Raw genomic sequence first — 26878 nt, 5'->3', positions numbered from 1 at the left:
TTATTATTCATACAAAATAGCTTAAGCATTATTTAACTATTTTCACCGTGTCCTTTCCGATTTCTCCTTGATCTGCCGGTGAAATGTTTGCAAAAGAAACTGAAAACATTGTTCTGTTTTTAACGAACGCAGCGGTGCGGGTTTGCGCATCATCGCAACGGTACGGCTTAATGTTGGCTGCTGTAAGTGAATCACCGTTAATTCATTATCATTAAGTGTTGCAGTATATAACTCGGGCAAAATAGCCAGTGCCATACGTGAACGCACTAAGCCATATAATGTTTCCTGGAAATCGACACGATAACTCACCTGCAAATTCAATCGATGGCTTTCAATTAGCGACGTGACCAACCTGCTGACATTTCCCTTGGAAAACAACGCAATGTCTTTTTTAATTAATTGCCGCCACGGGATATTATGCCCTTCGGCCAGGGGATCATCACGCCTGATAACTGCCACGAAGGGGTCTTCCAATAAAGGGTAAACAGCAATAGATTCCGGCACTGTACTGTCTGTTGCGCCGATACCAAAATCAACGGAACCATTCACGAGTTCCAGTAATAACGCATCGTTTGTCAGGTCATGGAATTCCACACGCATATCAGGGAAATATTCCGAGAGTAACTGTGGTACAGCAGGAAATAACAATGTGCTGACAGAAGGCACCAATCCTATCCGCAACGTTCCATCACCTCCCTGACGCATAATTTGTTGCATATCGTCGAATACGCTATGAGCCGTATTCAATAAGCGTTCCGCGTAAGGGAGAACCGCCTCGCCCTGCTCAGTCAGGCTCACGCCCTGCGCGGTACGGTTTAATAATTTCCCCCCCAGTACGGACTCAATTTGCCGAAGCGCGCTGCTTAATGCGGGCTGGCTAATAGCAAGGCGGTTAGCCGTTTCAGTGAAACTGCGTAACTGAGCAAGTGTCACAAAATATTGAATTTGCTTAAGGGAAAGTGCGGGCAACCGGCGCCAGGATTCAGACATGATATACAGTGACTCCGCTAAAATAGAAAACGTTTGCTCAGCATAACCGCATCTTATAAACGGATAAATTAATTCATCTGTGCAAAGTCCCCCCCTCTCCTTACATTAGCCCCATCATCGTACAAATTCAGGTACTGACATGACCGATAACATCGCTTCCCTGCGCCAGCGGGCCGTCCACGCCGCATTAGGGAAAATCCCCTTTGACCGTCTGCTGATTAATGCAAAGGTTATCGATATGGTCACGGGGGAAGTTCGTGAAGCCGATGTCGGGCTCACCGGCAGTATGATTTCCAGCGTTCATCCCCGTGGGAGATTCACACAAACAGAAAACGTTGATGATTTATCTGGAAGTTATCTCTCACCAGGCCTCATCGATACCCATGTTCACATCGAAAGTTCTCACCTTACACCTGAAAAATATGCTGAGATTGTCGTTGCACAAGGTACGACAACGGTGTTCTGGGATCCTCACGAACTGGCGAATGTGCTGGGCGTTGCAGGCGTTCAGTATGCAGTGCAATCGAGCCGAAATCTGCCATTACGGGTGATTTGTGCGGCCCCTTCCAGCGTGCCTTCAACGCCGGGACTGGAAATGTCGGGGGCTGATTTTAAAGGTCAGGAAATGCAAACCATGCTGAGCTGGCCGGAAGTGGCTGGCGTTGCCGAAGTCATGGACATGTACGGCGTGCTTAACGACAGTGAACGGATGCTTGAGATCCTCGACGCTGGCCTTAATAGCGGCAAACTTATTGAAGGCCACGCTCGCGGCCTGAAAGACGAACAGCTACAGGCTTATCTGGCGGCGGGCGTAACCTCCGATCATGAACTGACCTCCGCAGAAGATGCTCTGGAGAAATTGCGCGCCGGCCTGACACTGCAAATTCGTGGTTCGCATCCTTATCTCCTGCCCGACATCGCAGCAACATTGCTGGCACTCCCGCACCTTTCTTCTCAAATCACACTTTGCACAGACGATGTACCGCCCGATCATCTGCTCGAAAAAGGGGGGCTGATTGCACTCATCAGATTGCTGATTTCCTGTGGTTTTCGCCCGGAAGATGTGTTGAGAATGGCAACCTTCAATGCGGCAATCCGTATGCAGCGCTCAGATTTAGGGCTGATTGCTGCCGGACGGACAGCAGATCTTATCGCTTTTGACTCACTGGAAACGCTCCATCCACACGCCGTTTACGTCGCCGGTTCCTGCGTGGCAAAAGAAGGCAAACTTCTGTTCACTCTTCCAGCCGCCAGTAACGTCGTTCCTCCCCGAAACACGATGCACCTTGCGCCGCTGAGCGAAGACAGCTTCCGGCTGAAAATTCCGGGTCTGAACAACGGTAAGGCACGCCTGCGTAACATCAAAGGTGCGCGTTTTACCCAATGGAGCGAAGTCACGGTCAGCGTACAGGAAGGTACGGTTCAGGTTCCTGAAGGTTTCAGCCTGATTTGGGTACAGCATCGCCACGGACGCCACGATGCAGCACCGCAAATGGCTCTGCTGGAAGGATGGGGAGAACTGCGCGGCGCGATTGCAACGTCTTACTCGCATGACGCCCACAATCTGGTGGTTATCGGGCGTGAACCTGCAGACATGGCACTGGCGGCAAATCAACTGATCGCCAGCGGTGGCGGAATGGCGTTGAGCCAGCATGGCAAACTTCTGGCACAAGTTGAAATGCCAATTGCCGGGATGCTTTCCGATTTACCGGCAGAACGGCTGGCGAAAGAATTTAAGAATCTGCGTGAACTCAGCACACAGATCGCCGACTGGGAACCGCCTTACCGGGTTTTCAAAGCTATTGAAGGAACCTGTCTGGCCTGTAATGCAGGGCCACATCTGACTGACCTCGGGCTGACTGACGGCAGTTTGCGTGAAATCGTCAATCCGGTTCTGGAAGTCTGGCCCGATAATGCCTGAGTCGTTCCGGCCTAAAAACACAAAAATGATAGTAAACACAACATTATAAAAACATTTTCAGGGGAGTTTGTATGAGTGAAAGTTCGGTGAAAAATGTTACACCTGCAACTGCCGAAAGTTGGCTGGAACGCCGCTTTCAGTTACTTCAGCGCCAGACTAAAGTAAAAACCGAATGTCTGGCTGGCATAACAGGGTTTCTGGCAGCGGCCTATTTACTGGTTGTCATTCCCGGCTTACTGGCAGTCAGCGGCATGGATAAAGGCGCTGCGACCACGGGCGTCATCCTGGTATTTGTACTGGGATCGCTTCTGATGGCGCTTTACGCCAATCTGCCGTTTATGGTTGGCCCTGGCATTGGAGGCTCCGTGCTGGTGGGGATCACGCTTGCGGGTGACGGCATTACCTGGCCTGTCGCGTTAGGTATCGCCTGCTGGTCAGGCATTTTATTTTTCGTCATGACTGTTTTCGGACTGAGGGAAATCGTCACCCGCTCTGTACCACAGTCGATCAAGCTTGGCCTGACCGCATCAATAGGGATCTTCGTTGCTCTTCTCGGTTTTCGTAATGCCGGGCTGGTGATGGCAAATGCGAAAACTCATGCGCTGGGATTAGGCGATTTTACCGCTCCGGGCGCACTGATTGCCCTTCTCGGCTTACTGGTTGCGGTGGGACTACAGGCGCGTAAGGTTCCCGGGGCTATCCTTTGGGCTATTTTACTGGCAACCGTCGCAGGCATTCCTTTTGGTGTGACGCATCTCCCCGCACAGTGGATTTCTTTGCCCCACTCCGTCACCCCGTTGTTTGCCAAAGTAGACCTTGCTGGCGCATTGAATATCGCTTTTCTGCCTTTCCTGTTCATTTTCTTCGCCTCAGAATTCTTCTCGACAATGGGCACCACGCTGGCTGTCGGTGGCGAAGCCGGATTGCTCGACGAACAGGGTAATATGAAGCACATTAACCGGCCTTTCATGGTTGATTCTATTGCTGCCGCACTTGGCCCGATTGTTGGCATCCCTGCTGCAACAGCGCTGATCGAATCCTCAGCCGCTGCTGAAGCTGGAGGTAAAACAGGGCTGACGGCGCTTGCAGCTGCCGTCATGTTTCTGCTAATGCTGTTGTTTACACCGATCGCATTAATGATCCCCAAAGAAGCGACAGCCCCTGCCCTGATTCTTATCGGTCTGAACATGTTCAGTAATTTACGTAAAGTCGATTTAGCGAATTTCACTGATGCTCTGCCGGTGCTGCTGATGATCATGACTACTTTGATTTCCAATAGCTTTGGTACGGGTATCGCGGGGGGATTATTGTTTTACATCATCATCAAAATAGTCGCGGGTAAAGCGCGGGAAGTCCCCCTGGGGCTTTATATTCTGGCTGTTCCGCTGGTGTACTACTTCGCCACGCTGGTACAGCACTGAGGCAGATAGCGCTAAACCTGCATATCCGCGAGTTTTGATAAGTACCCGTTAAGCAGTTTTTAAAACGTTAAATATTCTTGTACATTCAATGCCAGTACAAAGGAATACTAAACGTCACGGTTTAATAGCGGATATCAAAATGAGAAAAACTATAATCGCCATATTGTTGTTAGGAAGTACTGCATCCACGGCAGCTTTAGCAAAAAATGATTTCGGTAAGGATCTGGATGACCAACTGGCGGACTGTACGAATAAAGCGGAGAGCACTCTGGCCAGCATCGACTGTTACAACACCGGGCTGAAAGCATGGGATGCTCAGTTGAACAAACAATACAAACTGCTGTTAGCTGAGCAACCGGCGGAGTTTCAAGCCTCATTGAAAAAATCTCAAATTGCGTGGATCAATTATCGCGACTCATACCTGGAAGCGATGCAAAACTTCTACAGGCAGCAGAGCGGTACAATCTGGGGGATCACCATGTCAGAAGCGAAGTTACGTGTGACTCGCGATAAGGCAATCGAATTATACAAATTGCGAACAAGCGTAGATATGGAAGGCTGACGGAAAGCGCTTAAGTCGTTGATAAATAGCTTTGTAATAGCGGATTTTGAGAAGGGATGTCAGTAGTTTTGCACAAAAAGACTCAGTGCTTAGAGACAAAATGGTGGAGGCCCTGCCAGCTACATCCCGGCACACACGACACCTGCCATGGCTGCTTCCTTCCGGACCTGACCAAGTTGACAAGTTAGCGTTGCGGGAGAACCAACAGGGCCCCCATTGTCGTTGTCGGCCCCGTTTCTCTGCGAAGAGAATCGAAGCGGTGGGCATTATCTGTGATGACCAGAGCAAAAGCAAGTTAACCGCCGACAACCGTTGTTTTCTTAAGCAATACGCCTGAATCAGGCCGGACAGAACCCCAATTCTTACGTCATACTGTCCGGCAAACACTGAGGAGGATGTCATGTCGGAACCCGATAACTTTCGCCAGCGCGTATTCCAGATTATCGCTGCCATCCCAACCGGGCAAGTCACTACGTACGGTAACGTGGCGCAGCTCGCAGGATCCCCGCGAGCGGCACGTCAGGTCGGTGGTGTATTGAAAAAACTACCGGAAGGCAGCACGCTTCCCTGGCATCGCGTGATTAACCGTCATGGCGAAATTTCCCTGCAGGGAGAAGATTTTAAACGTCAGCGCCAGGCGCTGCTGGCTGAAGGGATTGTCTTTAAGAAAGGCAAAGTCGATTTAGAGAAATACGGCTGGAAATGGTGAGCCAGTACACATAAAAAAGCACCGCCGGAGCGGTGCCTGGATGCCCAACAGGACTTTATCAGTAAGTTGACTGTGATGGCACTGCGCTAATCGGTGCTGGTGAAGTCCCCAGCCCGGGGTTAGACGGGTTGCTCAACGGACCTAAAGCATCCGGTTTAGTGGCAACAGGCACGGCAACAACCGGCACAAGCTGCAGGTCGGCGCGAGTACCCTGACCGTGGTTAATCACTTCCTTGATACTATCAGTGACGAAGGTCATCTGACCATTAACAGTCACAGCAGCGCTCAGCAGAACGCGGGCATTGGGTGCTATATCCTGTGGATTGTACGGCAGGATAAACGTGAACGGCGCCTGTTTACCCTGAGTCCTCGCCACTTTTTGCGAAATTACTCGGGATGGCGCATCCGCAACGGACGCATCGGACAATGTGACTGTCAGAACCGCATCAGGCGGTAAAGCCACACGCTGGTTGATGAACACGCTACCAGACACATTTGGGCCGGTGATCGCAGGTTCAGTGGCCGGGCTGGCCGCTGTATTAACAGGGGGTTGCTGCGCTGGTGCTTCGTGATTCTGCACACACCCGGCAAGAGTGAGAGACAGCGCGGTTCCACCTACTATCTGCCAAAGTTTCATTGATCGTACTCCCTTTTTATTAGTCGCTTGTCGACAAGCTGTAATAAACGCCGACGATGAATTTAGTGACTTTAACCAGCTTACTCATTAATCATGGCACAAAAATCTGAGGCTTTCCTATTTTTGGGCAAACAGATCTTCTGAGCGAACAGAAGATCCACTATGATTAAGAGGTTAGACCTGTAGGTGAAGGCGTATTTCAGAAGATTCCTGCCTGCATTACCCTGAGCAACAAAAGTCGAAATCACCTGTAAAGTTCATGAGGCCGCTATGAGTCAGGCACTAAAAAACCTGCTGGATCTGCTAGATCTGGAAAAAATTGAGGAAGGCCTGTTTCGTGGCCAAAGTGAAGATCTGGGCTTACGTCAGGTTTTTGGTGGCCAGGTCGTCGGGCAGGCATTATATGCCGCCAAGCAAACGGTGCCAGTTGACCGGGGCATCCACTCCTTTCACAGCTATTTTTTACGCCCCGGAGACAGCAGCAAGCCTATTATCTATGACGTGGAAATTCTGCGCGATGGTAACAGTTTCAGCGCACGCCGTGTCAAAGCCGTTCAGCACGGCAAGCCGATTTTCTACATGACAGCGTCATTCCAAAGCCAGGAAAGCGGCTTTGAACATCAGAACACCATGCCTGACGTCCCGCCGCCAGAATCACTGGTGTCGGAATCTGAGATTGCAAAAAACCTGGCACATCTGATCCCGGAAAAATTCAGGGAGAAATTCATCGGCCATAAACCGATTGAAATGCGACCAGTGAAATTCCATAACCCGCTGAAAGGCAGTAAAGAAGAGCCGCACCGTGCCGTATGGTTCCGCGCAAACGGTGAAATGCCAGACGATCTGCGTATTCATCAGTATCTGCTCGGCTACGCATCCGATTTCAATTTCCTGCCAACCGCATTGCAACCCCACGGCATTGGTTTTTTGGAGCCGGGAATGCAGGTCGCCACCATAGACCATTCGATGTGGTTCCACCGACCATTTCGTATGGATGACTGGTTGCTGTACGCGGTAGAAAGCACTTCAGCATCCGGTGCCCGTGGTTTTGTGCGTGGACAATTTTACACTCGTGATGGCGTGCTCGTAGCGTCTACCGTGCAGGAAGGCGTGATAAGGCAAAGGACGCCCGAATAACATTTACGGTACAAAAAACACATTAAAAAGGGGCGATATCAATATCGCCCCTTTTACGTACCATCATTATTTTTCTGTTTTATGCTACTTAATTAGAGAGTTAGCGCACTACTTTCTCTGAAATCTTATTATTGGTTGTAAGCATTTTCGCCGTGGCTGTTAACATCCAGACCTTCGCGTTCTTGTTCTTCCGGAACACGCAGACCTACAATCATGTCAGCCACTTTGTAACCGATGAAGGCCACAACGCCAGACCAGACCAGCGTTACGCACACGCTGAAGAACTGAACCCAGACCTGATGGCCCATGGTCACACCTTCCGCATAACCTACGCCACCCAGAGAGCTGGAAGTGAATACGCCAGTCAGCAGACAACCAACAATACCGCACACGCCGTGAACACCGAATACGTCACAGGTATCGTCCACACGCAGCCATTTTTTCAGTGTAACCACACCCCACAGGCCGGTGATGCCGCCTACCAGACCAATAATCAGAGCACCGCCTACGCCGACAGTACCGCACGCCGGGGTGATAGCAACCAGACCTGCGATAGCACCGGAGCTTGCGCCCAGCAGAGAAGGCTTACCGCGAACCATCCACTCAACAAGTGTCCAGGAGAGGATTGCACCTGCGGTTGCAATAACGGTGTTAAGGAATGCCAGGGCTGCAATGGAGCTTGCCGCACTTGCAGAACCGGCGTTGAAACCGAACCAGCCCACGTACAGGATTGAAGCACCAGTGAAGACCATCGGCAGGTTGTGTGGTTTGAACGCTTCTTTGCCAAAGCCTGCGCGTTTGCCCAGCAGATATGCCCCCACCAGACCAGCGATAGCGGCGTTGATATGAACAACCGTACCACCCGCGAAGTCCAGCGCGCCATCAGCCGCCAGGAAGCCGCCAGCCCAGACCATGTGAGCCATAGGGATGTAAGAGAAAGTCAGCCAAATCACAGTGAAAATCAAAACTGCAGAGAAGCGGACGCGTTCAGCGATGCCACCCACGATCAACGCTACGGTGATACAGGCGAATGAACACTGGAACGCAACATGAATCATCTGGGAGAAGGTGCCAGTAACAGAATCAAGGCCGATACCTTTCATCATCACATTGCTGAAACCGCCGAAGAAGGCGTTACCTTCGCTGAATGCGAGGCTATAGCCATAAAGGATCCACAGGACACAAACTAAAGCGAAGGTCACAATAACCTGAGTCAGCATGGATAATACGTTTTTAGAACGTAATAAACCGCCGTAGAACAACGCCACGCCAGGTACGGTCATGAACAGTACCAAGGCAGTACAGATCATCATAAAGGCGTTGTCAGCGCCGTTTGCGGCTGCCGGTGCTGCTGCCATGGCAAGCGAAGGCAGCAATGCAACTGCGCCAAGCCCCATCATGGATAAAAGTTTTTTCATTATTAACCCACCCCTGTTTCTCAAAACTGTTTTTTCTAAACTGATTTATATCAACGCGATTTATATCAGAGAGAAAGGCCAGAAATTACAGTGCTGCTTCGTCGGTTTCACCCGTACGAATACGGATGACACGTTGCAATTCTGCAACGAAAATTTTGCCATCACCAATCTTGCCGGTGTAGGCCGCTTTGCTGATCACGTCGATCACTTCATCAAGCTGATCGTCAGCGATAGCAATGTCGATTTTTACTTTTGGCAGGAAGTTCACACTGTATTCTGCACCACGATACAGTTCGGCATGACCTTTCTGACGGCCGAAACCTTTAACTTCCGTTACGGTCAGCCCCTGAATTCCAACAGCAGACAGTGCTTCACGCACGTCTTCCAGCTTAAAAGGTTTGATCACCACAGTAACCAGCTTCATATTGCCACTCCTCGAATTAAGGGCTTGCCGCGAGAAACCTCGCGCCCGATACGGAATGGTTAAAGCAAAGGGTGTGCCAGAGTTGAAATCACGTAAATATTCATGCGATTCCCGCGTAATACGGCATTTTCGGATTATTCGTGACCCGGCGCACAGTTGTGAGGGCATATTCAGCCTGACTCTGTGCGCACCATTTAAGTGCCTGGCGCTGCTTTTTAGTGCAGCAAAAGTAAAGCCGGGTGTTTTGCTTGCATGGAATAGGTGCGGGGGACGTTAAAAGGAAGGTTAAAAGGGCAGGAAGAAATGAACTGGCGCAGCAATTAAACGGCGCCAGCTGAAAGATTATACGTTTTCTGTTGCTGAGATAACCGCACCGGTGGAGGCCAGTTCCTGCCCAGCAAGTTGCAACTGATACATCTGATAATACCGGCCTTTTTTCGCCAGAAGCTGGAAATGGCTGCCTTGTTCAACCGCTTTACCCCGATGCAATACCAAAATATTATCGGCATCGACAATCGTTGAAAGACGGTGGGCAATCACCACCAGAGTCGTTTGCTGACGGATAGCCCGTAACGCACGCTGAATGGCCTGCTCGGTTCCGGAATCAATATTGGCCGTTGCCTCGTCAAGGATCAGAATCTCGGGTGCCTGCACCAAAACGCGCGCCATCGCCAGCAACTGTTTCTGGCCCACGGAAAGGTTATTCCCCTGTTCCCCCAAGCGCGTATTCAGACCTTCCGGCATTTCACGCACCAGCGGCGAAAGCTGCACGATGTCCAGCGCATGCCAGACCTGAGTCTCATCAATGTCACGTCCCAATGTCACATTGGCGAACACCGACTCCGCCAGCACTACCGGATCCTGCTGAACCATTGCGATGCCTTTACGCAGGCTGGTATGCGACAGGTCCGCAAGGTTGCGCCCGTCCACACGGATTTCACCTTTATTGAGCGGATAATATCCCATGAGCAAATTCGCCAGCGTACTTTTCCCACTACCGGTATGCCCGACCAGCGCCACAAAACCGCGCGACGGAACATGCAGGGAGATATTTTCCAACACCCATTTATCCTGCTGATAAGCAAAGCTGACGTCCCGGACTTCAACTTCCCCGCTGGTGAGTAATTTGTCATCAGGGCCGTATTGTTGCTGGGTTCTGTCCATCAAATCGAAAATACGTTCACCGGCCACGACCGCCTGTTGCAAAATGGATTGCTGCGAAGTCAGTTCAATCAGCGGTTCGTTGAGGCGCCCGAGATAGTTAATGAACGCGTACAACACGCCCACACCGATTGAGCCTTCTGCACTGAATCCGAAAAGCAGCAACAGGCCACACAGAATCAGAGATGAAAACAGGCTGAGCAATGGACGCAGCAGAAAACCTTCCAGTCTCAACGTTTGCATACGTGCCATATAGTGCGACTGGCTGGCGCGCGTAAGGCGTTCGCCGAATCTTTTCTGCTGACGAAATTGCTGGATGACGTTCATGCCATTAATGACTTCGTTAAAACCGTCATTAATATCCGCCAGATAAGTGCGTACTTTGCGAACAACCGGCGTGCTGTAGATCTGATAAAGCCCCATCACGACAAATACTGCTGGAAAAATGCAAATAGCAACGGAAGCCAGCCGCCAGTCAAGACTGAACATCGCGATCAACATTGCGCCAATCAGGGCAATACTGCGTAAAACTGTCGACACCACGGTCACGTATAAATCGCGGATCACTTCAGTATCATTGGTCACGCGGGAAATAAGCTGCCCGACCGGCTGGGTATCGAATGCACTGAGTGGCTGACGGAGTGCGGCGTCCATAACATCGGTACGTAAACGCTGGACCACGCCGACGGCGGCGCGGTTAAACAACAACGCCTGAAAATAGTGCAGGCTTGCGGCAAGAAATTGCAGGAAGATAAAGCAAAGCGCCAGCAAGCTGACTTTCCCCCACGGCAACTCCCCTTTCGCGACATAGTGATCAATAAAGAAACTGATCAGAATGGGCCCGGTCACCTCCGCCGCAGCGGCAACCCACAACATCACGACTGCATAGGAAAGTGGCTTGCTGTAAGGTTTTCCGTATTTGAGAAGTCGTTTAAGCGTTGGCCACAACTTCTGAATTTTATTGGTTTTTTGTTCAGCCACGTTGTTCCGCCTCCCTTTCCTGAGGCGCGTCGTCCAGAGCAGCCTCAAGCTGCTGATAACGGAACATATCCCGGTACCAGCCGGGCTGTGCAACGAGCCGTTCGTGATCGCCACGCTGCGAAATTCTTCCTTGGTTGAAGACCAGAATTTCGCTCGCTTCGGTCAGGGCTGAAAGGCGGTGTGCGCTGATAATCACGGTGCGGTCACTTCCCCACTGCCGTAAGTTATGCAGGATCTGATGTTCTGTCCGGCCATCAACTGCCGACAGCGCATCGTCAAGGATCAGGATTTCTGCTTTCATCAGCAACGCACGGGCGATGGAAATACGTTGTTTTTGCCCGCCGGAAAGCATGACGCCACGCTCACCGACTTCGGTTTCATATCCCTGGGGCAATCGCAGAATGTCGTCGTGCACGCTGGCAAGCCGCGCTGCTTCTTCAATTTCTTCCTGAGTCGCTTCCGGACGCCCCAGTGCAATGTTTTGCGCCACTGTGTCGGAGAACAGGAAAGGTGTCTGGCTGACAATCGCCAGACGCGCGCGCCAGTCGTCGAGCTGAATATCTTTAAGAGATAACCCGTGGTAGCACACGTCCCCCTCTGTGACGTCGAACTGACGTTGGAGTAGAGCCAGAAGCGTACTCTTTCCAGAGCCGGTCGGGCCGCACAGCCCGAGCATTTTGCCCGGTTGCAGGGAGAACCCGACGCAATTCAGTGCAGACTGATTATTTTCAGGATACTGGAATCGGGTTATCTGAGCTTCGAGCACGGCCCGGCCAGCCGGTAACGGTTTTGTTCCGTCAGCCACAGCAGGGGCTTCCTGCAACAAACTGCGGATACGGCTGTAAGCCGCACTTCCGCGTTCCACGATATTGAACATCCAGGCCAGTGCCAGCATCGGCCAGATCATCAGGCCAAGGTACATGACAAAGCTGGTTAAGCTACCCAGCGTTAGATGGCCATTGACTACCATCCAGCTTCCGCCACCAATCGCCAGCAGATTAGCCATCCCAATTGAAACATAAATCGTCGGATCAAAACGGGCATCAACACGTGCTACACGCAGGTTCTTAGCGCCGGTATCAGCAGCAACGTCAGCGAATTGAGAAGACTGATGATTTTCCAGCCCAAAAGCTTTGATCATCCTGATACTGGTGAGGCTTTCCTGCGCCTGATCATTCAGTGAGGAGAACGCCGCCTGCGCCGTTTTGAAACGGGAATGCAACTGATCGCCATAGCGTTTGATAATGATCGCCATAATGGGCATAGGAACCAGAGAGAGTAGCGTAAGTTCCCAGCTAATCTGAGTTGCCATCACAATCAACACCGCCAGCCCCATGACCAGCGAGTCCACCAGCGTCAATACCCCCTCACCGGCGGCGAAGACGACACGGTCAACATCGTTCGTCGCCCGGGCGATCAAATCACCGGTACGATGGCGCAGATAAAACGCCGGATGCTGGCGGCTAAGTTGACGGAAAAAATCTTGTCGTAATTCGACAGCCAGCTGATAGGAGGCACCAAATAACAAAACACGCCAGACGTAACGCAGCAGATAAACCACAACAGCCGTGCCAAGCATCAGGCCAAGCCATGCGAAAAGTACGCCGTAAGACATTTGTTTGGACGTCACGCCATCGATAATTATGCCTACCAGCTTCGGGGGCAGTAATTGCAAGATAGCGATAATGATCAGCAAGGCCACAGCACCCAGATACCGGCGCCATTCGCGACGGAAGTACCAGCCTAATTGTGCAAACAATCTCACGCAGAATTTTCCATACAAATAATAATGATTTTATTGAGTTAAACGGCCTTCATTAAGACCAGTTTTCTCTTCAGGCCGACAAGGATACCAGAGTTAACCTGCGTTTCTGATGAAACTTTTTACTGCAACTTTTGCATTAAATTGGCAATACGGTGGTCGATTTTATGCGTTCCATCGCAAAACTTGAGGTCACATCATTCAGCCCTGGAATGCCATTCACAAGTCGCTTGTAAAAGTTGTCGTAGCTTTTCATATCGGAAACCTGAACCTGCAGTAAATAATCGTATTCCCCCGCCATCCGGTAAAATCCCAATACTTCAGGGAATGCCTCGACTTGCTGTACAAATCGCTGGTACCAATCGCTGTTGTGATGTTGAGTCTTGATTAGCACAAAAGCGGTCAGGCTCAGCCCCAGCTTCTCGCCATCCAGCAACGCCACTTTTCCACAAATAATACCTTCATCTTCAAGACGTTTTATTCTCTTCCAGCAGGGTGTTGTCGTGAGATTTACAGAATCAGCCAACTCGTTCAGGGAAAGCGTGCAATCTCGTTGCAACAGTGAAAGCAACTTAAGGTCAATTTTATCTATCAAAGCGCCTCCCGGAGAAAATATTTCTATATAAAGAGCATTTCGTGGGTAAAAGGATAACTTATTTCTCTGATGAATACGTTAATCTTTATCCCACCAAAACCACTTTCGTGAGCATGCAACATGCACAACTCCTGGGTTAACCACGCGATCAAAGAAATCGACGCAGATTTTCAGCGTTCTGCCGATACACATTTAATTCGTCTCACACTGAACGATTTTCCCGGGATTTCGTTATATCTGAAGGATGAAAGTACACACCCTTCTGGTAGCCTGAAGCATCGCCTTGCACGCTCATTATTCCTCTATGGACTCTGCAATGGCTGGATCCGTGAGAATACGCCAATTATTGAAGCCTCTTCAGGCAGCACTGCGATTTCCGAGGCCTATTTCGCGCGTCTGCTCGGCCTGCCTTTTATTGCCGTCATGCCAGTCTGTACTGCACCACGCAAAATTCAGCAAATTGAGTTTTACGGTGGTCGCTGCCATTTTGTTGAAAACTCCGGCCAGATTTACGCCGCCTCAGAACAGCTGGCAAAAGAACTAAATGGTCATTACATGGATCAGTTTACTTATGCCGAGCGGGCGACAGACTGGCGTGGAAATAACAATATTGCTGATAGCATTTTCCGTCAGATGTCTCACGAACCGCATCCGGTACCGCGTTATCTGGTCATGAGTGCTGGCACAGGCGGCACCTCAGCCACGCTGGGGCGTTATATCCGCTACCAGGGGCACGACACTGAGCTGGTGGTAGTCGATCCTGAGAATTCTGTCTTTTACGATTACTATCAGCAGCGCGATGCCAGCGTAACTGCGCAATGCAGCAGCCGTATCGAAGGAATCGGCCGCCCGCGCGCCGAGCCTTCTTTTATTCCCAGCGTGATCGACAGCATGATGCAGGTACCTGATGCGGCCAGCGTCGCGACGCTTCACTGGCTGGAAAAAGTGCTGGGCCGCAAAGTGGGGGGGTCAACGGGAACGAATGTCTGGGGCGCGCTGCAACTGGCAAAGCAAATGCGCGAAAATGGCGAGACAGGTTCGATCGTCACGTTACTTTGCGACAGCGGTGAACGCTATCTGAATACCTATTTTGATGAGCACTGGGTCGCGAAGAACATCGGGGATATTTCGGTGTACGCACAGCAGCTTGAAGGTCTTAGCTAATAGCTATAATTCCTCGAAATCATTCGCGCTACAACAAGGCAGCAAATGAACGAATCCCGATGAGCTTACACCAGTAAGTGATTCGGGTGAGAGAGTGCGGCTAACGCAGTTGTAGTTCGAAGGATAAAGAGGAAAAAAGCCGGGACAGATAATCCCGGCTTGCTGCAAAACCTTAATATTCGGGGGAATAGGTGAGGTTTGGTGAGTGCAGCCAGTGTTGCAAAAAGTGAGACACCGCCTGGTTGCGGCAATGGCCGATAGTTTGTAAATGCGGTACTTGTTCTTTCAGCACCGGCAATGCGTTGCCCATAACCAGCCCCATCCCCACGCTTTCCAGCATCTCTTTGTCATTCATAGCGTCGCCAAACGCCATGCATTCAGACATTTCGATACCCAGACCCGAAGTCAGTAAGGCCAGCGCGCTGCCTTTATTGCTGCCCGCAGGCTGCACATCCAGACAATCATGCGCGGAAAAACACAAGTCTAAACGGTCGCCAAAATGCGCTTTCAACTGCGGAACCAGTTTCAGCAGGGTTTCATGCGGTGCGCAAAAACACACTTTGCTGTTGCCTGAATCAGGCAGTGTACGCAGATCCTGTAACTGATAGCGGAAACCACTGAACTGGTGCGGGATAAGCAGAGCAGGATCATCAAGATCCGTAAACCACCCTTCATCCCGGAAAACATGCAGGCTTGCCGGGGTGTCCCATGTCGTATGGAGGAGCTCATGAGCACAGTCGTCGGATAAGTCACTGGCGTGCAAACGATGACCGGACAAATCATGAATTCGCGTGCCGTTGCCAGTAATCAGAAAACCATCCAGTCCGATGTTAGCCAAAATATCTTTCATTTCGAGATAATGGCGCCCCGTAGCAAATGTCAGTTTCATTGGTTTTTCAGCCAACTGGCGCAGCGTCGCCAGTGTTTTTTCGCCCAGGGTATGATCGGGTAAAAGCAACGTGCCATCCATATCAAATGCAGCTAAACGATACATATTTCCTCTCTGAACGGGGATAACTTTCACCGTCAAAGTATGAACCGTGATTTGCGGAACTAATAGTGAACAGTTTATGAATACTGTTCCGGTTTTAGCTCACACTTTGGACGACCGCCTCAAGCCGGACAGCAGAACCTGAGATATGCTGAACAGGTCAATTCACCTTAAAAATAAGGTTCTGTATTTATCGTGCGCCTGCAAAACCGTTTGAATCAGTTTCAGCGCTTATACATGAAAACCGGATCACAACAGGTTCAGTTCACTGTTGCAGAACTGGCTGAAATTTTCTGTTGCAGTGAGCGCCATACCCGTACCCTGCTGGCGCATTTTCAGGATGCTGGCTGGGTCGCCTGGCAGTCGCAAGCCGGACGCGGCAAACGCGCCTCGCTTTGTTGCCTTAAAACGCCTGAAGATTTGCGTGGTGCTTATTTACAAGAATTACTGACAAACGGCGAACATTCTGCGGCTTTACAACTTAGCCAGTTGGATCCGGCACACCTCAACGCATTGCTGGCTCCCCATCTTGGCGGACAATGGCAGGAAGATGCGCCCACGCTACGGATCCCGTATTACCGCCCTCTCCAGTTTCTGGATCCTCTGACACTGACAGGCCGCGCAGAGCAACATCTGGCACATACTATTCATGCGGGTCTGACGCATTTTGTCCCCGGAAACCCGACGCCACAGCCGGATCTGGCTCATCACTGGCAGATCAGCAATAACGGCAAAACCTGGCAGTTTTTCCTGCGCAGCCAGTTGTTCTGGCACAACGGAGAACCTCTGAAAACGTCACAACTGGTCGCACGGTTTCAACAATTGCAGAACTCTGCGCGCGGAAAACATAATCTGGCGTCGGTGAGCAGATTGTCTCAACCGCATGCACTGTGCCTGCAATTTGATTTGGATAAACCTGATTACTGGCTGGCGCACCGGTTTGCCGACCTCAATTGCCTGCTTTCGCATCCTGAAAATCCGCACATTGGCGCGGGTCCGTTCCGGCTGACGCATTTTTCCCCCGAACTGGTCAGGCTGGAACAACATACGCTTTACCCCCTGCAACACCCTTATCTTGCGGCGATAGAATTTTGGATCACACCCCAACTGTTCGCACAGAAGAATAATGTGAGCTGCCAGCACCCCGTCAGGATCATTTTGGGTGAGCAGGAAGAGTTGGCGCGTGTAAAACCGGTCAAACGCAGTACCAGCCTGGGATTTTGTTATATCGCAGCAAATCTTAAACGCGGTGTATTAAATGAAGCCCAGGCGCGAAAAATTATCCGCCTGATCCAGCGCAGCGGTATGTTGGATAACTTGCCTATTGACCATGATCTGGTGAAAACCAGCAAAGAAATGCTGCCCGGCTGGCCCATTCCTCTGCATGACGATATCGACGTTTTCCTGCCGGAACGGCTGAGGCTCCTGTTTCATCCACCAGTGGAGTTTGAACTGGTCGCTCAGGCACTGCAGCGAAAACTGGCCGATGAAGGCTGCACGCTGGAGGTGATTTATCACGAGGGGCGTTTGTGGGAAGACGGAGAATTGTTAAGATCTGCCGATCTGCTGCTTGGCGATCGTCTGATCGGCGAATCTCCGGAAGCCACACTGGAAAACTGGTTGCAGCAGGACCCGCTCTGGCAGGAAATTTTGCGTGAAAACGATTTACGCCGTCAGCAGCAGCGTCTTGACCATATTCAGCAAATCCCGCTAGAAAACCTCCGCGCTGAAGAACTGCGCGATCATTTTTATCAGTGGATGCAAACCGGGATCGTGACGCCTTTATTCAATTATCAGTATCAGGTCAGCGCGCCGCCGCGGATCAGCGGTGTCCAGCTCACGGCGTGGGGATGGTTCGATTTTTGTCAGGCATGGGTTCCGCCACCGTTGTTATCAGAAAACGCGTGAGCGAGCTGTTTCGCTACACTCTGACGATAAAGAAAAGTACCATTAACCTAATTTTACTGCGCCGGACGCAGTCAGTTTCGTAATACAGGTAAACAGAATGAAAAGAGCAGTGGTGGTTTTCAGCGGCGGACAAGACTCAACAACCTGCCTGATTCAGGCATTGAAGCAGTATGACGAAGTCCACTGCGTCACTTTTGACTATGGTCAGCGCCATCGTGCGGAAATAGAGATTGCACAAAAGCTGTCCGTGGAATTGGGCGCCCGCGCGCACAAAGTGCTGGATGTTGGTTTGCTAAATGAACTGGCGGTCAGCAGCCTGACCCGCGATAACATCCCCGTTCCTAACTTTGGCGATGAAAATGACGGCGGCCTGCCGAGCACCTTCGTTCCCGGCCGTAATATTTTGTTCCTGACGCTGGCAGCCATTTATGCCTATCAGATTCAGGCAGAAGCTGTGATTACCGGCGTTTGTGAAACTGACTTCTCCGGTTATCCGGATTGTCGTGATGAGTTTGTGAAAGCGCTGAATACGGCGGTATCGCTGGGTCTGGCGCGTGATGTGCACTTTGAAACGCCGCTGATGTGGCTCAATAAGGCCGAAACCTGGGCGCTGGCGGATTATTATCAGCAACTGGATTTGGTGCGTCATCAAACGCTGACCTGCTATAACGGTATTGCAGGTGATGGCTGTGGCGAATGTGCCGCCTGTCACTTACGCGCTAACGGCCTGCAACAGTATCAGCAGGATAAAAGCGGCGTTATCGCCAGCCTGAAGAAGAAAACCGGCCTGCGTTAATTTATCGTTTCTGATAAGAAACGGGCGATCATCAGACCGCCCGTTTTTGTTTAGTGTGCCCGTGAACAGTCAATGGTCTTCTATTTCCAGCTCGCGTAACCGCTCCAGCAATTCACCTTCCAGCGGCAGTGCTTTTTGGGTCCGCAGATCGATACACACGAACGTTAATGTGGCATCAGCTACCACTTCGCCTTCACAGGTCACCACTTGTTCGAGAACCCCGCTCCGCCCGTTGAGTTGCTGCAGGCTGCTGTCGATACGCAGAACGTCACCGAGCACAGCAGGTTTGCGGTAATTGATGTTGATATTCACCACAATGAACGCGATTTTGTTTTCGCTCATCCACTGAAAGCCGGACTGGTTATCCAGCCATTCCCAGCGTGCTGTTTCCAGAAACTCAAGATAGCGCGCGTTGTTAACATGCTGGTAAACATCGATATGAAAACCGCGAACTTTAATAAACGTATGCATAGTGGTTAAAAAACTCCTGATAATCGCCTGAGGCATACAACCAAACTGGTCAGATGTCTTTAAAGATTAGCAGAAGAAAACGGCGGCAACCGTCAGGGAATTGCCGCCGCGACACCCGTCACAGTTTCAGACGGTCCTTGTTACGCTCGAACAGTGCAGCGCCGATCCCCGGTACTTCGCGCAGTTGCTCGACGTCGGTGAATTGCCCGAGTTCTTCACGGTAGCTGATAATGGCCTGCGCCTTTTTCATCCCAACGCCATTCATCACTTTGGCAAACTCTTCCGCTGTGGCTGTATTGATGCTGACGGTACTTTCATCTGTAACCGCCACCTGTTCCTTTTTCACCTGCGAGCCTGAGACTTTACCTGCTGCCGTCACGGGCGCAGCCGTCGTGGTCACCACGCCGGTGGTGGCATTCGGCGCCGCCTGCAACATCACTGGTAGTGTAGAAAGCCCCAGGGCCAGAGCCAACGAAAGTGAAGTAATGCCTAATTTTTTCATGCTGTATCCTCCATGTGTTTGACAGCACGGAGAGAGTGCATCAGGGCGAAACGGCGAACAATGGGCAGATGTCAAATATGGAAAAGGCCGCGAAAGCGGCCTTTGTTTGTTGCAACACGTTGCAAAACTTTGCGGCGTTTACTGGTTTTGTGCGGCTGAGCCGTATTTGATTTTGGCTTCCTGACGAAGATTTGTCAGCAGCGCATCAAAGGTTACGTTCGAGGAGGTTTGTTGCATCTCCTGATCGAAACGAGTCGCATCAGCTTGCGGTATCACGCCCGGCGTCACAGCATTCAGTTTGACCAGTACACTGTTACCTTTGTCATCCTGAGTCAAACCATATACTGGTTTGTCTTTTTGCGGCTGTGGCAATGCATAGACGTTTTCTTCAAATGCGGAAGGCTGCTGGCTGCGCTGTACTTTCTGCACGGCGCCAAAGCTCAGGCCTGCGGCTTTCATCGCATCATCACCTTTGCCGTCTTTCAATGCAGTCAGCAGTTTTTCACCGTCCATGCGCGCCTGATCTTGTGCTTTCTGGCTTTTCACCAGTGTTGTCACCTGATCTTTCACATCAGCAAAAGGTTTAACACCTTCAGCTTTATGCGCATCGACACGCACCACGAAGGCGCGGTCACCATCGACAGTGATGATATCGGAGTTACTGCCCGGGGAACCGTCCTGACCAATCAGGCCGCCTTCAAAAATCGCCTGCACAACGGGTTTGAAATTGATACCCGCCGGAATTTGATTCTGAGTAAACCAATCGGTATGAACAGCTTTAGAACCCGCTACCTCTTCGGCCGAAGCCAGAGATTCATTGTCATTAGTTGCGGCTTCACTGACTTTCTGCTGCAAAGCATAGTAAGCATCCAGGGACTTTTCTTGCTTAAGCTTGTCAGTAATCGTATTGCGAACGTCAGCCAGCGGTTTCACCTGTTCAGGGGTGACATCATCCAGACGCAAGATGAAGAAGCCACTGTCAGATTTAATCACACCAGAGACCTGACCCTTGGTGGTCAGATTCGCGCTCTTAAATTCCGGCAAAGTGGTTTCAGGTTCCATCCAGCCCAAATCACCGCCTTGTTTTGCACTTAAAGTATCGGTGGATTTGGTTTTCGCCAGTTCTGCAAAATCAGTTCCCTTCTTGAGCTCGGCGGCTACGGCGTCAGCATCAGCCTGGGATTTCAGAACAATAACGCTGTAACGACGGCGTTCAGGCTGTCCGAACTCACTTTTATGCTGGTCATAGTAAGCGCTGATATCGGCGTCTGTGACAACCGTTTTGCCTTGCATTGCCGCTGCATCCATTTCGATGTAGCTGACCTTAACTTGCTCAGGAGAAATAAAGCTGTTTTTGTTCTGGTCGTAGAATGCCTGCAGCTCAGCGTCAGTCACCTGCTGCTTAGCAGCCAGCGTATTGGTGTCCAAAGTCGCAGTCTGGACATCACGGCTTTGCAGAATCAGTTCACCCAGAGATTTACTTTCAACCGGCAGAACGAAATCAGACTGGCCGTAAGCCTGCTCAAGTTGCTGGCTGATTAACTGTTGTTTCATCAGCTGCGCGAAATTATCAGCGCTGTAGCCCATGCTCTGGATGCTTTGCAGATATTTGGCGTTGTCGAAACGGCCATCAGTCTGGAATTGTGGGGTCGCAAAAATCGCATCTTTGATCTGCTGATCGCTGACCGTAATGCCTAATTTTTTGGAATACTGATCCAGCAAAGTGACGTCAATCAGATTGCTCAGGGACTCCTGGCGCAACTGCTGCATATAACCGTCACTGCCCGCCAGCGCAGAGAACTGATCCCCAAGCTGCTGTTGCAGCCGGTTGCGCTGGTTTTGCACCGCCTGTTCCAACTGAGCACGTCCGATTTCCTGACCATTCACTTTCGCTGCATAGTCGCCTGAACCGCCGATCAGGTAGTTGCCCACCCCTGTCAAAATAAAGGACAGAATAATCAGGGCCAGAATGATTTTGAGCACGACGTGATTGGCGGCCGCGCGTAAATTGTCCATCATAGTGTGGCAACACTCCGCTGTAATAAAAAAAGCGCACCGTTTTCGATGCGCCTTGTATCTTACCTTACCAGCCCGATGACGTCAGGTTATTGTTTAACAACCAGACCTGAATGAAAAAGCACCAATAATGCCCCTCACACAGTTTCAACGTCAGTCAGCAGGTAATTAACCGTTAACGGCATCTTTCAGCGCTTTACCTGCACGGAAGCCAGGTACTTTAGCTGCGGCAATGCTGATCTCTTTACCGGTCTGTGGGTTACGGCCGGTACGTGCTGAACGTTCGCGCACTGAGAAAGTACCAAAACCAACCAGAGCTACTTCATCCCCAGCTTTCAGGGTGTCAGTGACAGATGCAAGAACAGCATCTAAAACACGTCCCGCTGCGGCTTTAGAAATATCAGCACCGGCAGCAATTTTGTCGATCAATTGTGACTTATTCACTCTTATCATCCCCTCTTAAAATTCGTTCATCACGCCGCATTTTCCCTACGGACGTGACCGCGCTGCTGTTATATCAATCTTGCCAGAGCTATGCAAGCGACTGAAAGCAGCCTGAAACCCTCTGGCCGTTGACTAAGTTAACGGCACAAAAAAAAGCTGGCAAGTGAGATTTCACCTGCCAGCCTGAGTTTTATTCAACTGTGTTAGTCGGGGTCACTATTTTGCCGCAACCGGCAAGGCACCATAGGCCGGATTTTGCAGTGCGATGTTCAGAACATCATCGATGCGTTTAACCGGATGGATCTCCAGATCTGCCAGCACGTTCGCCGGAATTTCTTCCAGATCACGTTTGTTATCGTCCGGGATCAGAACCACTTTGATGCCACCGCGATGCGCTGCCAGCAGTTTTTCTTTCAAACCGCCGATTGGCAGAACCAGACCACGTAAAGTGATCTCACCGGTCATTGCCACATCTGCACGCACCGGGTTGCCCGTCAGACAAGACACCAGCGCGGTACACATTGCGATACCGGCACTTGGGCCATCTTTTGGCGTTGCCCCTTCAGGTACGTGAACGTGAATATCACGTTTTTCGTAGAAGTCAGGGTTAATGCCCAGTTTGTCCGCACGAGAACGCACAACGGTCAGCGCAGCCTGAATAGACTCCTGCATGACTTCACCCAAAGACCCGGTGTAAGTCAGCTTCCCTTTGCCCGGTACGCAGGCCGTTTCGATGGTCAGCAGTTCGCCGCCCACTTCGGTCCACGCCAGGCCGGTAACCTGTCCCACGCGGTTTTCGGTGTCAGCGCGGCCATAATCGACCTTCTGCACGCCCAGGAAATCTTTCAGGTTGTCGCCGTTGATTTCAATGTGCTTGATGTCTTTATCCATCAGCAATTGTTTGACCGCTTTTCGGCACAGTTTAGACAACTCACGCTCTAAACTACGAACACCAGCTTCACGGGTATAGAAGCGGATAATGCCAATAATTGCGCTGTCATCAACTGAGAGCTCATCTTTCTTAAGCGCATTGCGTTCAAGCTGCTTCGGCAACAAGTGTTGTTTAGCGATGTTCAGTTTTTCGTCCTCGGTATAACCGGAAAGACGAATTACTTCCATACGGTCCAGCAACGGCGCAGGGATGTTCATCGAGTTCGAAGTCGCCACAAACATCACGTCTGACAGGTCGTAATCGACTTCCAGATAGTGATCGTTGAACGCCACGTTCTGTTCTGGATCCAGCACTTCCAGTAACGCTGAAGCCGGGTCACCGCGCATGTCAGATGACATCTTGTCGATCTCATCGAGCAGGAACAGCGGGTTTTTCACCCCCACTTTTGCCATTTTCTGGATCAGTTTGCCCGGCATAGAACCGATGTAGGTACGACGGTGACCACGGATTTCCGCTTCATCACGTACACCACCCAGCGCCATACGCACATACTGACGGCCCGTCGCACGCGCAATGGACTGGCCCAGTGAGGTTTTACCGACACCCGGAGGCCCAACCAGACACAGGATTGGCCCTTTGATTTTGCTGACGCGCGTCTGCACCGCAAGATATTCAAGGATACGGTCTTTGACACGTTCGAGGCCAAAATGATCGGTATCCAGAACTTCCTGGGCTTTGCGCAGGTCTTTTTTCACTTTGCTGCGGGCGTTCCATGGCACCTGAAGCATCCAGTCGATATAACCACGAACAACCGTGGCTTCGGCGGACATCGGCGACATCATTTTCAGCTTTTGCAGCTCAGCTTCGGTTTTTTCACGCGCGTCTTTCGGCATTTTGGCCGCTTCGATCTTGCGTTTCAACGCCTCATGCTCATCAGGCGTGTCATCCATTTCGCCAAGTTCTTTCTGAATCGCTTTCATTTGCTCATTCAGATAGTACTCGCGCTGGCTTTTTTCCATCTGTTTTTTGACACGATTACGAATGCGTTTCTCAACCTGCAACAGGTCGATTTCCGATTCCATCATCGCCATCAGATATTCCAGACGCTCGGTGATATCAAACATTTCCAGCACGGATTGTTTGTCAGCGAGTTTCAATGGCATATGTGCAGCAATGGTGTCAGCCAGACGTGCAGCATCTTCAATGCTGTTAAGCGAAGTCAGCACTTCCGGCGGAATTTTTTTGTTCAGTTTGATGTAGCCTTCAAACTGATTAATTGCTGTGCGAACCAGAACTTCCTGCTCGCGCTCATCCACGGCCGGAGATTCAAGGTATTCAGCCTGGGCAGCAAAATGCTCACCACTGTCAGAAAGTGTAGTGATACGTGCGCGTTGTAACCCTTCCACCAGCACTTTTACCGTGCCGTCCGGGAGCTTCAGCATTTGTAATATTGAGGCAACCGTACCCACGGAGAAGAGGTCATTAACGCCCGGCTCATCTGTTGAGGCTTCTTTCTGGGCCACCAGCATGATTTTTTTGTCGTGATCCATCGCGGCTTCGAGGCACCGAATCGATTTTTCCCTGCCAACAAACAACGGGATCACCATGTGCGGATAAACCACCACATCGCGCAGAGGCAATACGGGGATTTCTATGCGTTCAGAACGCTCAGGGTTCATAGAGCTCTCTCTTAGTTTAGCTTCCGCCAGGTTAAGGAAATCTCGTGAAACACGAGTCAGACGGGTTTCAGCAAGTCGTTAACTGAGTATATGGGGATGAATGTCTGACATTCAACGATAAGAATGTGCGAAAAAAAAATGGGGGACAAAATCCCCCATTTCGTGGCTAACTCTCTGGATAGATTGGCTAATTATTCGCCAGATGCCTGTTGTGCTTCTGGTTTGCCATAAATCATCAGAGGTTCTGACTGACCCGCTATTACGGATTCATCAATCACCACTTTTTCGACATCTTCGAGAGACGGCAGATCATACATCGTATCCAGCAAAGCAGCTTCTACGATGGAGCGCAGACCACGGGCACCGGTTTTACGGACCATGGCTTTTTTCGCAATCGCAGTCAGCGCTTCATCACGGAACTCCAGTTCAACGCCTTCCAGATTGAACAATGCCTGATACTGCTTAGTCAGCGCATTTTTCGGCTCTTTCAGAATCTGAATCAGTGCTTCTTCATTCAGCTCGCTCAGGGTTGCAACCACTGGCAAACGGCCAATGAACTCAGGGATCAGACCAAATTTGATCAAATCTTCTGGTTCTGCCTGCGCCAGCAACTGACCTTCCGTCGCTTTCTGTTCTTTGCCTTTTACTTCCGCGCCGAAACCGATACCGGTATTGGTGTTGATGCGCTGCCCAATCACTTTGTCTAACCCGGCAAATGCACCGCCGCAGATAAACAGGATTTTCGAAGTATCAACTTGCAGGAATTCCTGCTGTGGATGTTTACGTCCGCCCTGAGGAGGAACCGCAGCCACTGTACCTTCAATCAGTTTCAACAGTGCTTGCTGAACACCTTCACCCGACACGTCACGCGTGATGGACGGGTTGTCAGACTTGCGGGAAATCTTGTCGATTTCGTCAATGTAGACAATACCGCGTTGCGCTTTCTGCACGTCGTAATCACATTTCTGCAGCAGTTTCTGGATGATATTTTCGACGTCTTCACCCACATAACCGGCTTCAGTCAGTGTCGTGGCATCAGCCATCGTAAATGGCACATCCAGGAAACGCGCCAGGGTTTCAGCCAGCAGCGTTTTACCGCTACCGGTCGGCCCGATCAGCAGAATGTTGCTCTTGCCTAATTCGATACCATTACTGGTATCGCCATTACGCAAGCGCTTGTAGTGGTTGTAGACCGCCACTGCCAGCACTTTTTTCGCAGGCTCCTGACCGATAACATAATCGTCAAGGTGCTGACGAATCTCATGCGGCGTCGGCAGTGCACTGCGTTCACGGTGTGGCGCGACTTCTTTGATCTCTTCGCGAATAATGTCGTTACATAAATCGACACACTCATCGCAGATATACACTGACGGCCCGGCAATCAGCTTACGAACTTCATGCTGGCTTTTGCCGCAAAAAGAGCAGTACAGCAGCTTTCCTGAACCGTCTTTGCGCTTATCTGTCATCAGTAAACCTCTTCTTTAATATCAGTCCCGCAGCGTAGTAAACACCACGGCACGACCCTATTACACAACAGCCGCATGATTGGCTGATGTCTGTTCATTCCTGTTATTACTCATTACAGGCAGGCTTTTGATCACTCCGGCTCTGCCCGTGAGACGTCCGTATGAGTATAACTATAGACCATCAGCCCGGCAGAAATAAGCCGTCAGGCGCGATGGGTAAATACAGAATCGACTAACCCGTACTGTACAGCCTCATCAGCGGACAAGAAACGATCGCGCTCAGTGTCACGCTCTATTTCTTCAAGAGATTTGCCCGTATGTTTCGCCATCAGTTCGTTCATGCGGGATTTCACTTTCAGAATTTCTTTTGCATGAATTTCAATGTCCGTTGCCTGCCCCTGGAAACCGCCCAAAGGTTGGTGAATCATCACGCGGGAGTTCGGCAAACAGAAGCGTTTACCTTCTGCGCCGGCGGTCAGCAGAAACGCCCCCATAGAGCAAGCCTGTCCCATACAAATGGTGCTGACATCCGGTTTGATGAACTGCATGGTGTCATAAATCGACATACCGGCAGTGATCACACCACCCGGCGAGTTAATATACAGATAAATGTCTTTTTCCGGACTTTCTGCTTCCAGGAACAGCATCTGGGCAACAATCAGGTTAGCCATATGATCTTCAACCTGACCCGTCAGGAAGATAATGCGTTCCTTAAGCAGGCGGGAGAAGATGTCGTATGAACGCTCGCCCCGTGAAGTTTGCTCAACCACCATGGGTACCAACGCCATGTTTGGTGCAAATTGTTCTCTTTCACCACTGTATGACATAACC

General features: G+C 50.7%; 23 protein-coding genes and 1 other RNA gene. 8 read left to right on the top strand and 16 right to left on the bottom strand.

Annotated elements, in window-relative coordinates; all coding sequences use genetic code 11:
* Window positions 1–42: 42 nt before the first annotated feature.
* Window positions 43–990, bottom strand: a complete 948-nt coding sequence (locus tag CWS43_RS03860; protein WP_101075508.1) for a LysR family transcriptional regulator — start codon at window positions 988–990, stop codon at window positions 43–45.
* A gap of 139 nt (window positions 991–1129) precedes the next feature.
* Between CWS43_RS03860 and CWS43_RS03855 the strand changes: the two genes are divergently transcribed.
* The 3 genes from CWS43_RS03855 (at window position 1130) to CWS43_RS03845 (ending at window position 4894) form a co-directional block, all read left to right on the top strand.
* Window positions 1130–2911 (top strand): adenine deaminase, encoded by a 1782-nt coding sequence (locus tag CWS43_RS03855; RefSeq protein ID WP_101075507.1) that lies wholly within the window; start codon window positions 1130–1132, stop codon window positions 2909–2911.
* 71 nt (window positions 2912–2982) lie between these two features.
* Window positions 2983–4332, top strand: a complete 1350-nt coding sequence (locus CWS43_RS03850; RefSeq protein ID WP_101075506.1) for an NCS2 family permease — start codon at window positions 2983–2985, stop codon at window positions 4330–4332.
* A gap of 139 nt (window positions 4333–4471) precedes the next feature.
* A complete protein-coding gene (locus tag CWS43_RS03845) occupies window positions 4472–4894 on the top strand; it encodes a lysozyme inhibitor LprI family protein (RefSeq protein WP_157825347.1) in 423 nt (140 codons plus the stop codon).
* A 110-nt stretch (window positions 4895–5004) separates the two neighbouring features.
* On the opposite strand, the gene ffs is transcribed toward CWS43_RS03845, so the two are convergent.
* Window positions 5005–5101, bottom strand: an RNA gene (gene ffs / locus CWS43_RS03840) — signal recognition particle sRNA small type.
* 193 nt (window positions 5102–5294) lie between these two features.
* On the opposite strand from ffs, the gene CWS43_RS03835 reads away from it, so the two are divergent.
* A complete protein-coding gene (locus tag CWS43_RS03835; RefSeq protein WP_101075504.1) occupies window positions 5295–5603 on the top strand; it encodes an MGMT family protein in 309 nt (102 codons plus the stop codon).
* Window positions 5604–5661: 58 nt separating this feature from the next.
* Here the strand turns inward: CWS43_RS03835 and CWS43_RS03830 are convergent, their stop codons facing one another.
* Window positions 5662–6240, bottom strand: coding sequence for a YbaY family lipoprotein (locus tag CWS43_RS03830; RefSeq protein WP_101075503.1), 579 nt, complete (start codon window positions 6238–6240; stop codon window positions 5662–5664).
* Window positions 6241–6510: 270 nt separating this feature from the next.
* On the opposite strand from CWS43_RS03830, the gene tesB reads away from it, so the two are divergent.
* Window positions 6511–7377, top strand: a complete 867-nt coding sequence (tesB, locus tag CWS43_RS03825; RefSeq protein WP_101075502.1) for an acyl-CoA thioesterase II — start codon at window positions 6511–6513, stop codon at window positions 7375–7377.
* Between the two features lie 128 nt (window positions 7378–7505).
* Here tesB and amtB read toward each other — a convergent pair whose 3' ends face one another.
* From amtB to CWS43_RS03800, 5 genes are all read right to left on the bottom strand, one after another.
* Window positions 7506–8795 (bottom strand): ammonium transporter AmtB, encoded by a 1290-nt coding sequence (gene amtB, locus CWS43_RS03820; RefSeq protein ID WP_101075501.1) that lies wholly within the window; start codon window positions 8793–8795, stop codon window positions 7506–7508.
* Window positions 8796–8880: 85 nt separating this feature from the next.
* Complete coding sequence (gene glnK, locus CWS43_RS03815) at window positions 8881–9219, bottom strand: P-II family nitrogen regulator (protein ID WP_009639071.1); 339 nt, start codon at window positions 9217–9219, stop codon at window positions 8881–8883.
* Window positions 9220–9561: 342 nt separating this feature from the next.
* On the bottom strand, window positions 9562–11361 hold the full coding sequence (locus CWS43_RS03810) for a SmdB family multidrug efflux ABC transporter permease/ATP-binding protein (protein ID WP_101075500.1): 1800 nt from the start codon (window positions 11359–11361) through the stop codon (window positions 9562–9564).
* The gene (locus tag CWS43_RS03805; protein ID WP_101075499.1) at window positions 11354–13126 is read right to left on the bottom strand and encodes a SmdA family multidrug ABC transporter permease/ATP-binding protein; all 1773 of its coding nucleotides are present in this window, start codon (window positions 13124–13126) and stop codon (window positions 11354–11356) included. The genes CWS43_RS03810 and CWS43_RS03805 overlap by 8 nt, the downstream gene beginning before the upstream one ends.
* A gap of 136 nt (window positions 13127–13262) precedes the next feature.
* Window positions 13263–13718, bottom strand: coding sequence for an Lrp/AsnC family transcriptional regulator (locus CWS43_RS03800; protein WP_101075498.1), 456 nt, complete (start codon window positions 13716–13718; stop codon window positions 13263–13265).
* 120 nt (window positions 13719–13838) lie between these two features.
* Here CWS43_RS03800 and CWS43_RS03795 point away from each other — a divergent pair, with 120 nt between their 5' ends.
* Window positions 13839–14882, top strand: coding sequence for a PLP-dependent cysteine synthase family protein (locus CWS43_RS03795; protein WP_101075497.1), 1044 nt, complete (start codon window positions 13839–13841; stop codon window positions 14880–14882).
* Window positions 14883–15054: 172 nt separating this feature from the next.
* Here CWS43_RS03795 and cof read toward each other — a convergent pair whose 3' ends face one another.
* Window positions 15055–15876, bottom strand: coding sequence for an HMP-PP phosphatase (gene cof, locus CWS43_RS03790; protein ID WP_101075496.1), 822 nt, complete (start codon window positions 15874–15876; stop codon window positions 15055–15057).
* Window positions 15877–16068: 192 nt separating this feature from the next.
* Between cof and CWS43_RS03785 the strand changes: the two genes are divergently transcribed.
* Both CWS43_RS03785 and queC read left to right on the top strand, forming a co-directional pair.
* Window positions 16069–17781 carry an SgrR family transcriptional regulator gene (locus CWS43_RS03785; RefSeq protein WP_101075495.1) on the top strand — a complete coding sequence of 571 codons (1713 nt, stop codon included), beginning with the start codon at window positions 16069–16071 and terminating at the stop codon, window positions 17779–17781.
* 97 nt (window positions 17782–17878) lie between these two features.
* Entirely contained in the window at window positions 17879–18577 is a 699-nt protein-coding gene (queC, locus tag CWS43_RS03780; RefSeq protein WP_101075494.1) for a 7-cyano-7-deazaguanine synthase QueC, read from the top strand.
* Window positions 18578–18646: 69 nt separating this feature from the next.
* On the opposite strand, the gene CWS43_RS03775 is transcribed toward queC, so the two are convergent.
* The 7 genes from CWS43_RS03775 to clpP all read right to left on the bottom strand — a co-directional run bounded on the left by CWS43_RS03775 (window position 18647) and on the right by clpP (window position 26874).
* Window positions 18647–19048 carry a YbgC/FadM family acyl-CoA thioesterase gene (locus tag CWS43_RS03775; RefSeq protein ID WP_101075493.1) on the bottom strand — a complete coding sequence of 134 codons (402 nt, stop codon included), beginning with the start codon at window positions 19046–19048 and terminating at the stop codon, window positions 18647–18649.
* Window positions 19049–19166: 118 nt separating this feature from the next.
* Window positions 19167–19550 (bottom strand): helix-hairpin-helix domain-containing protein, encoded by a 384-nt coding sequence (locus CWS43_RS03770; protein ID WP_101075492.1) that lies wholly within the window; start codon window positions 19548–19550, stop codon window positions 19167–19169.
* 138 nt (window positions 19551–19688) lie between these two features.
* Window positions 19689–21569 (bottom strand): peptidylprolyl isomerase, encoded by a 1881-nt coding sequence (gene ppiD, locus CWS43_RS03765; protein ID WP_101075491.1) that lies wholly within the window; start codon window positions 21567–21569, stop codon window positions 19689–19691.
* Between the two features lie 165 nt (window positions 21570–21734).
* On the bottom strand, window positions 21735–22010 hold the full coding sequence (gene hupB, locus CWS43_RS03760) for a nucleoid-associated protein HU-beta (RefSeq protein WP_013576637.1): 276 nt from the start codon (window positions 22008–22010) through the stop codon (window positions 21735–21737).
* A gap of 216 nt (window positions 22011–22226) precedes the next feature.
* Window positions 22227–24581 carry an endopeptidase La gene (gene lon, locus CWS43_RS03755; protein WP_101075490.1) on the bottom strand — a complete coding sequence of 785 codons (2355 nt, stop codon included), beginning with the start codon at window positions 24579–24581 and terminating at the stop codon, window positions 22227–22229.
* Window positions 24582–24772: 191 nt separating this feature from the next.
* Complete coding sequence (gene clpX / locus CWS43_RS03750) at window positions 24773–26047, bottom strand: ATP-dependent protease ATP-binding subunit ClpX (protein ID WP_095924953.1); 1275 nt, start codon at window positions 26045–26047, stop codon at window positions 24773–24775.
* Window positions 26048–26250: 203 nt separating this feature from the next.
* Window positions 26251–26874, bottom strand: a complete 624-nt coding sequence (gene clpP, locus CWS43_RS03745) for an ATP-dependent Clp endopeptidase proteolytic subunit ClpP (RefSeq protein ID WP_013576640.1) — start codon at window positions 26872–26874, stop codon at window positions 26251–26253.
* Window positions 26875–26878 lie beyond the last annotated feature (4 nt).

Origin of the sequence: Rahnella sp. AA (assembly GCF_002834385.1) — a bacterium.
Taxonomy (GTDB): Bacteria; Pseudomonadota; Gammaproteobacteria; order Enterobacterales; family Enterobacteriaceae; genus Rahnella.
The sequence above is the reverse complement of the archived record's forward strand: the minus strand, read 5'-3'. Positions and strand labels throughout refer to the sequence as shown.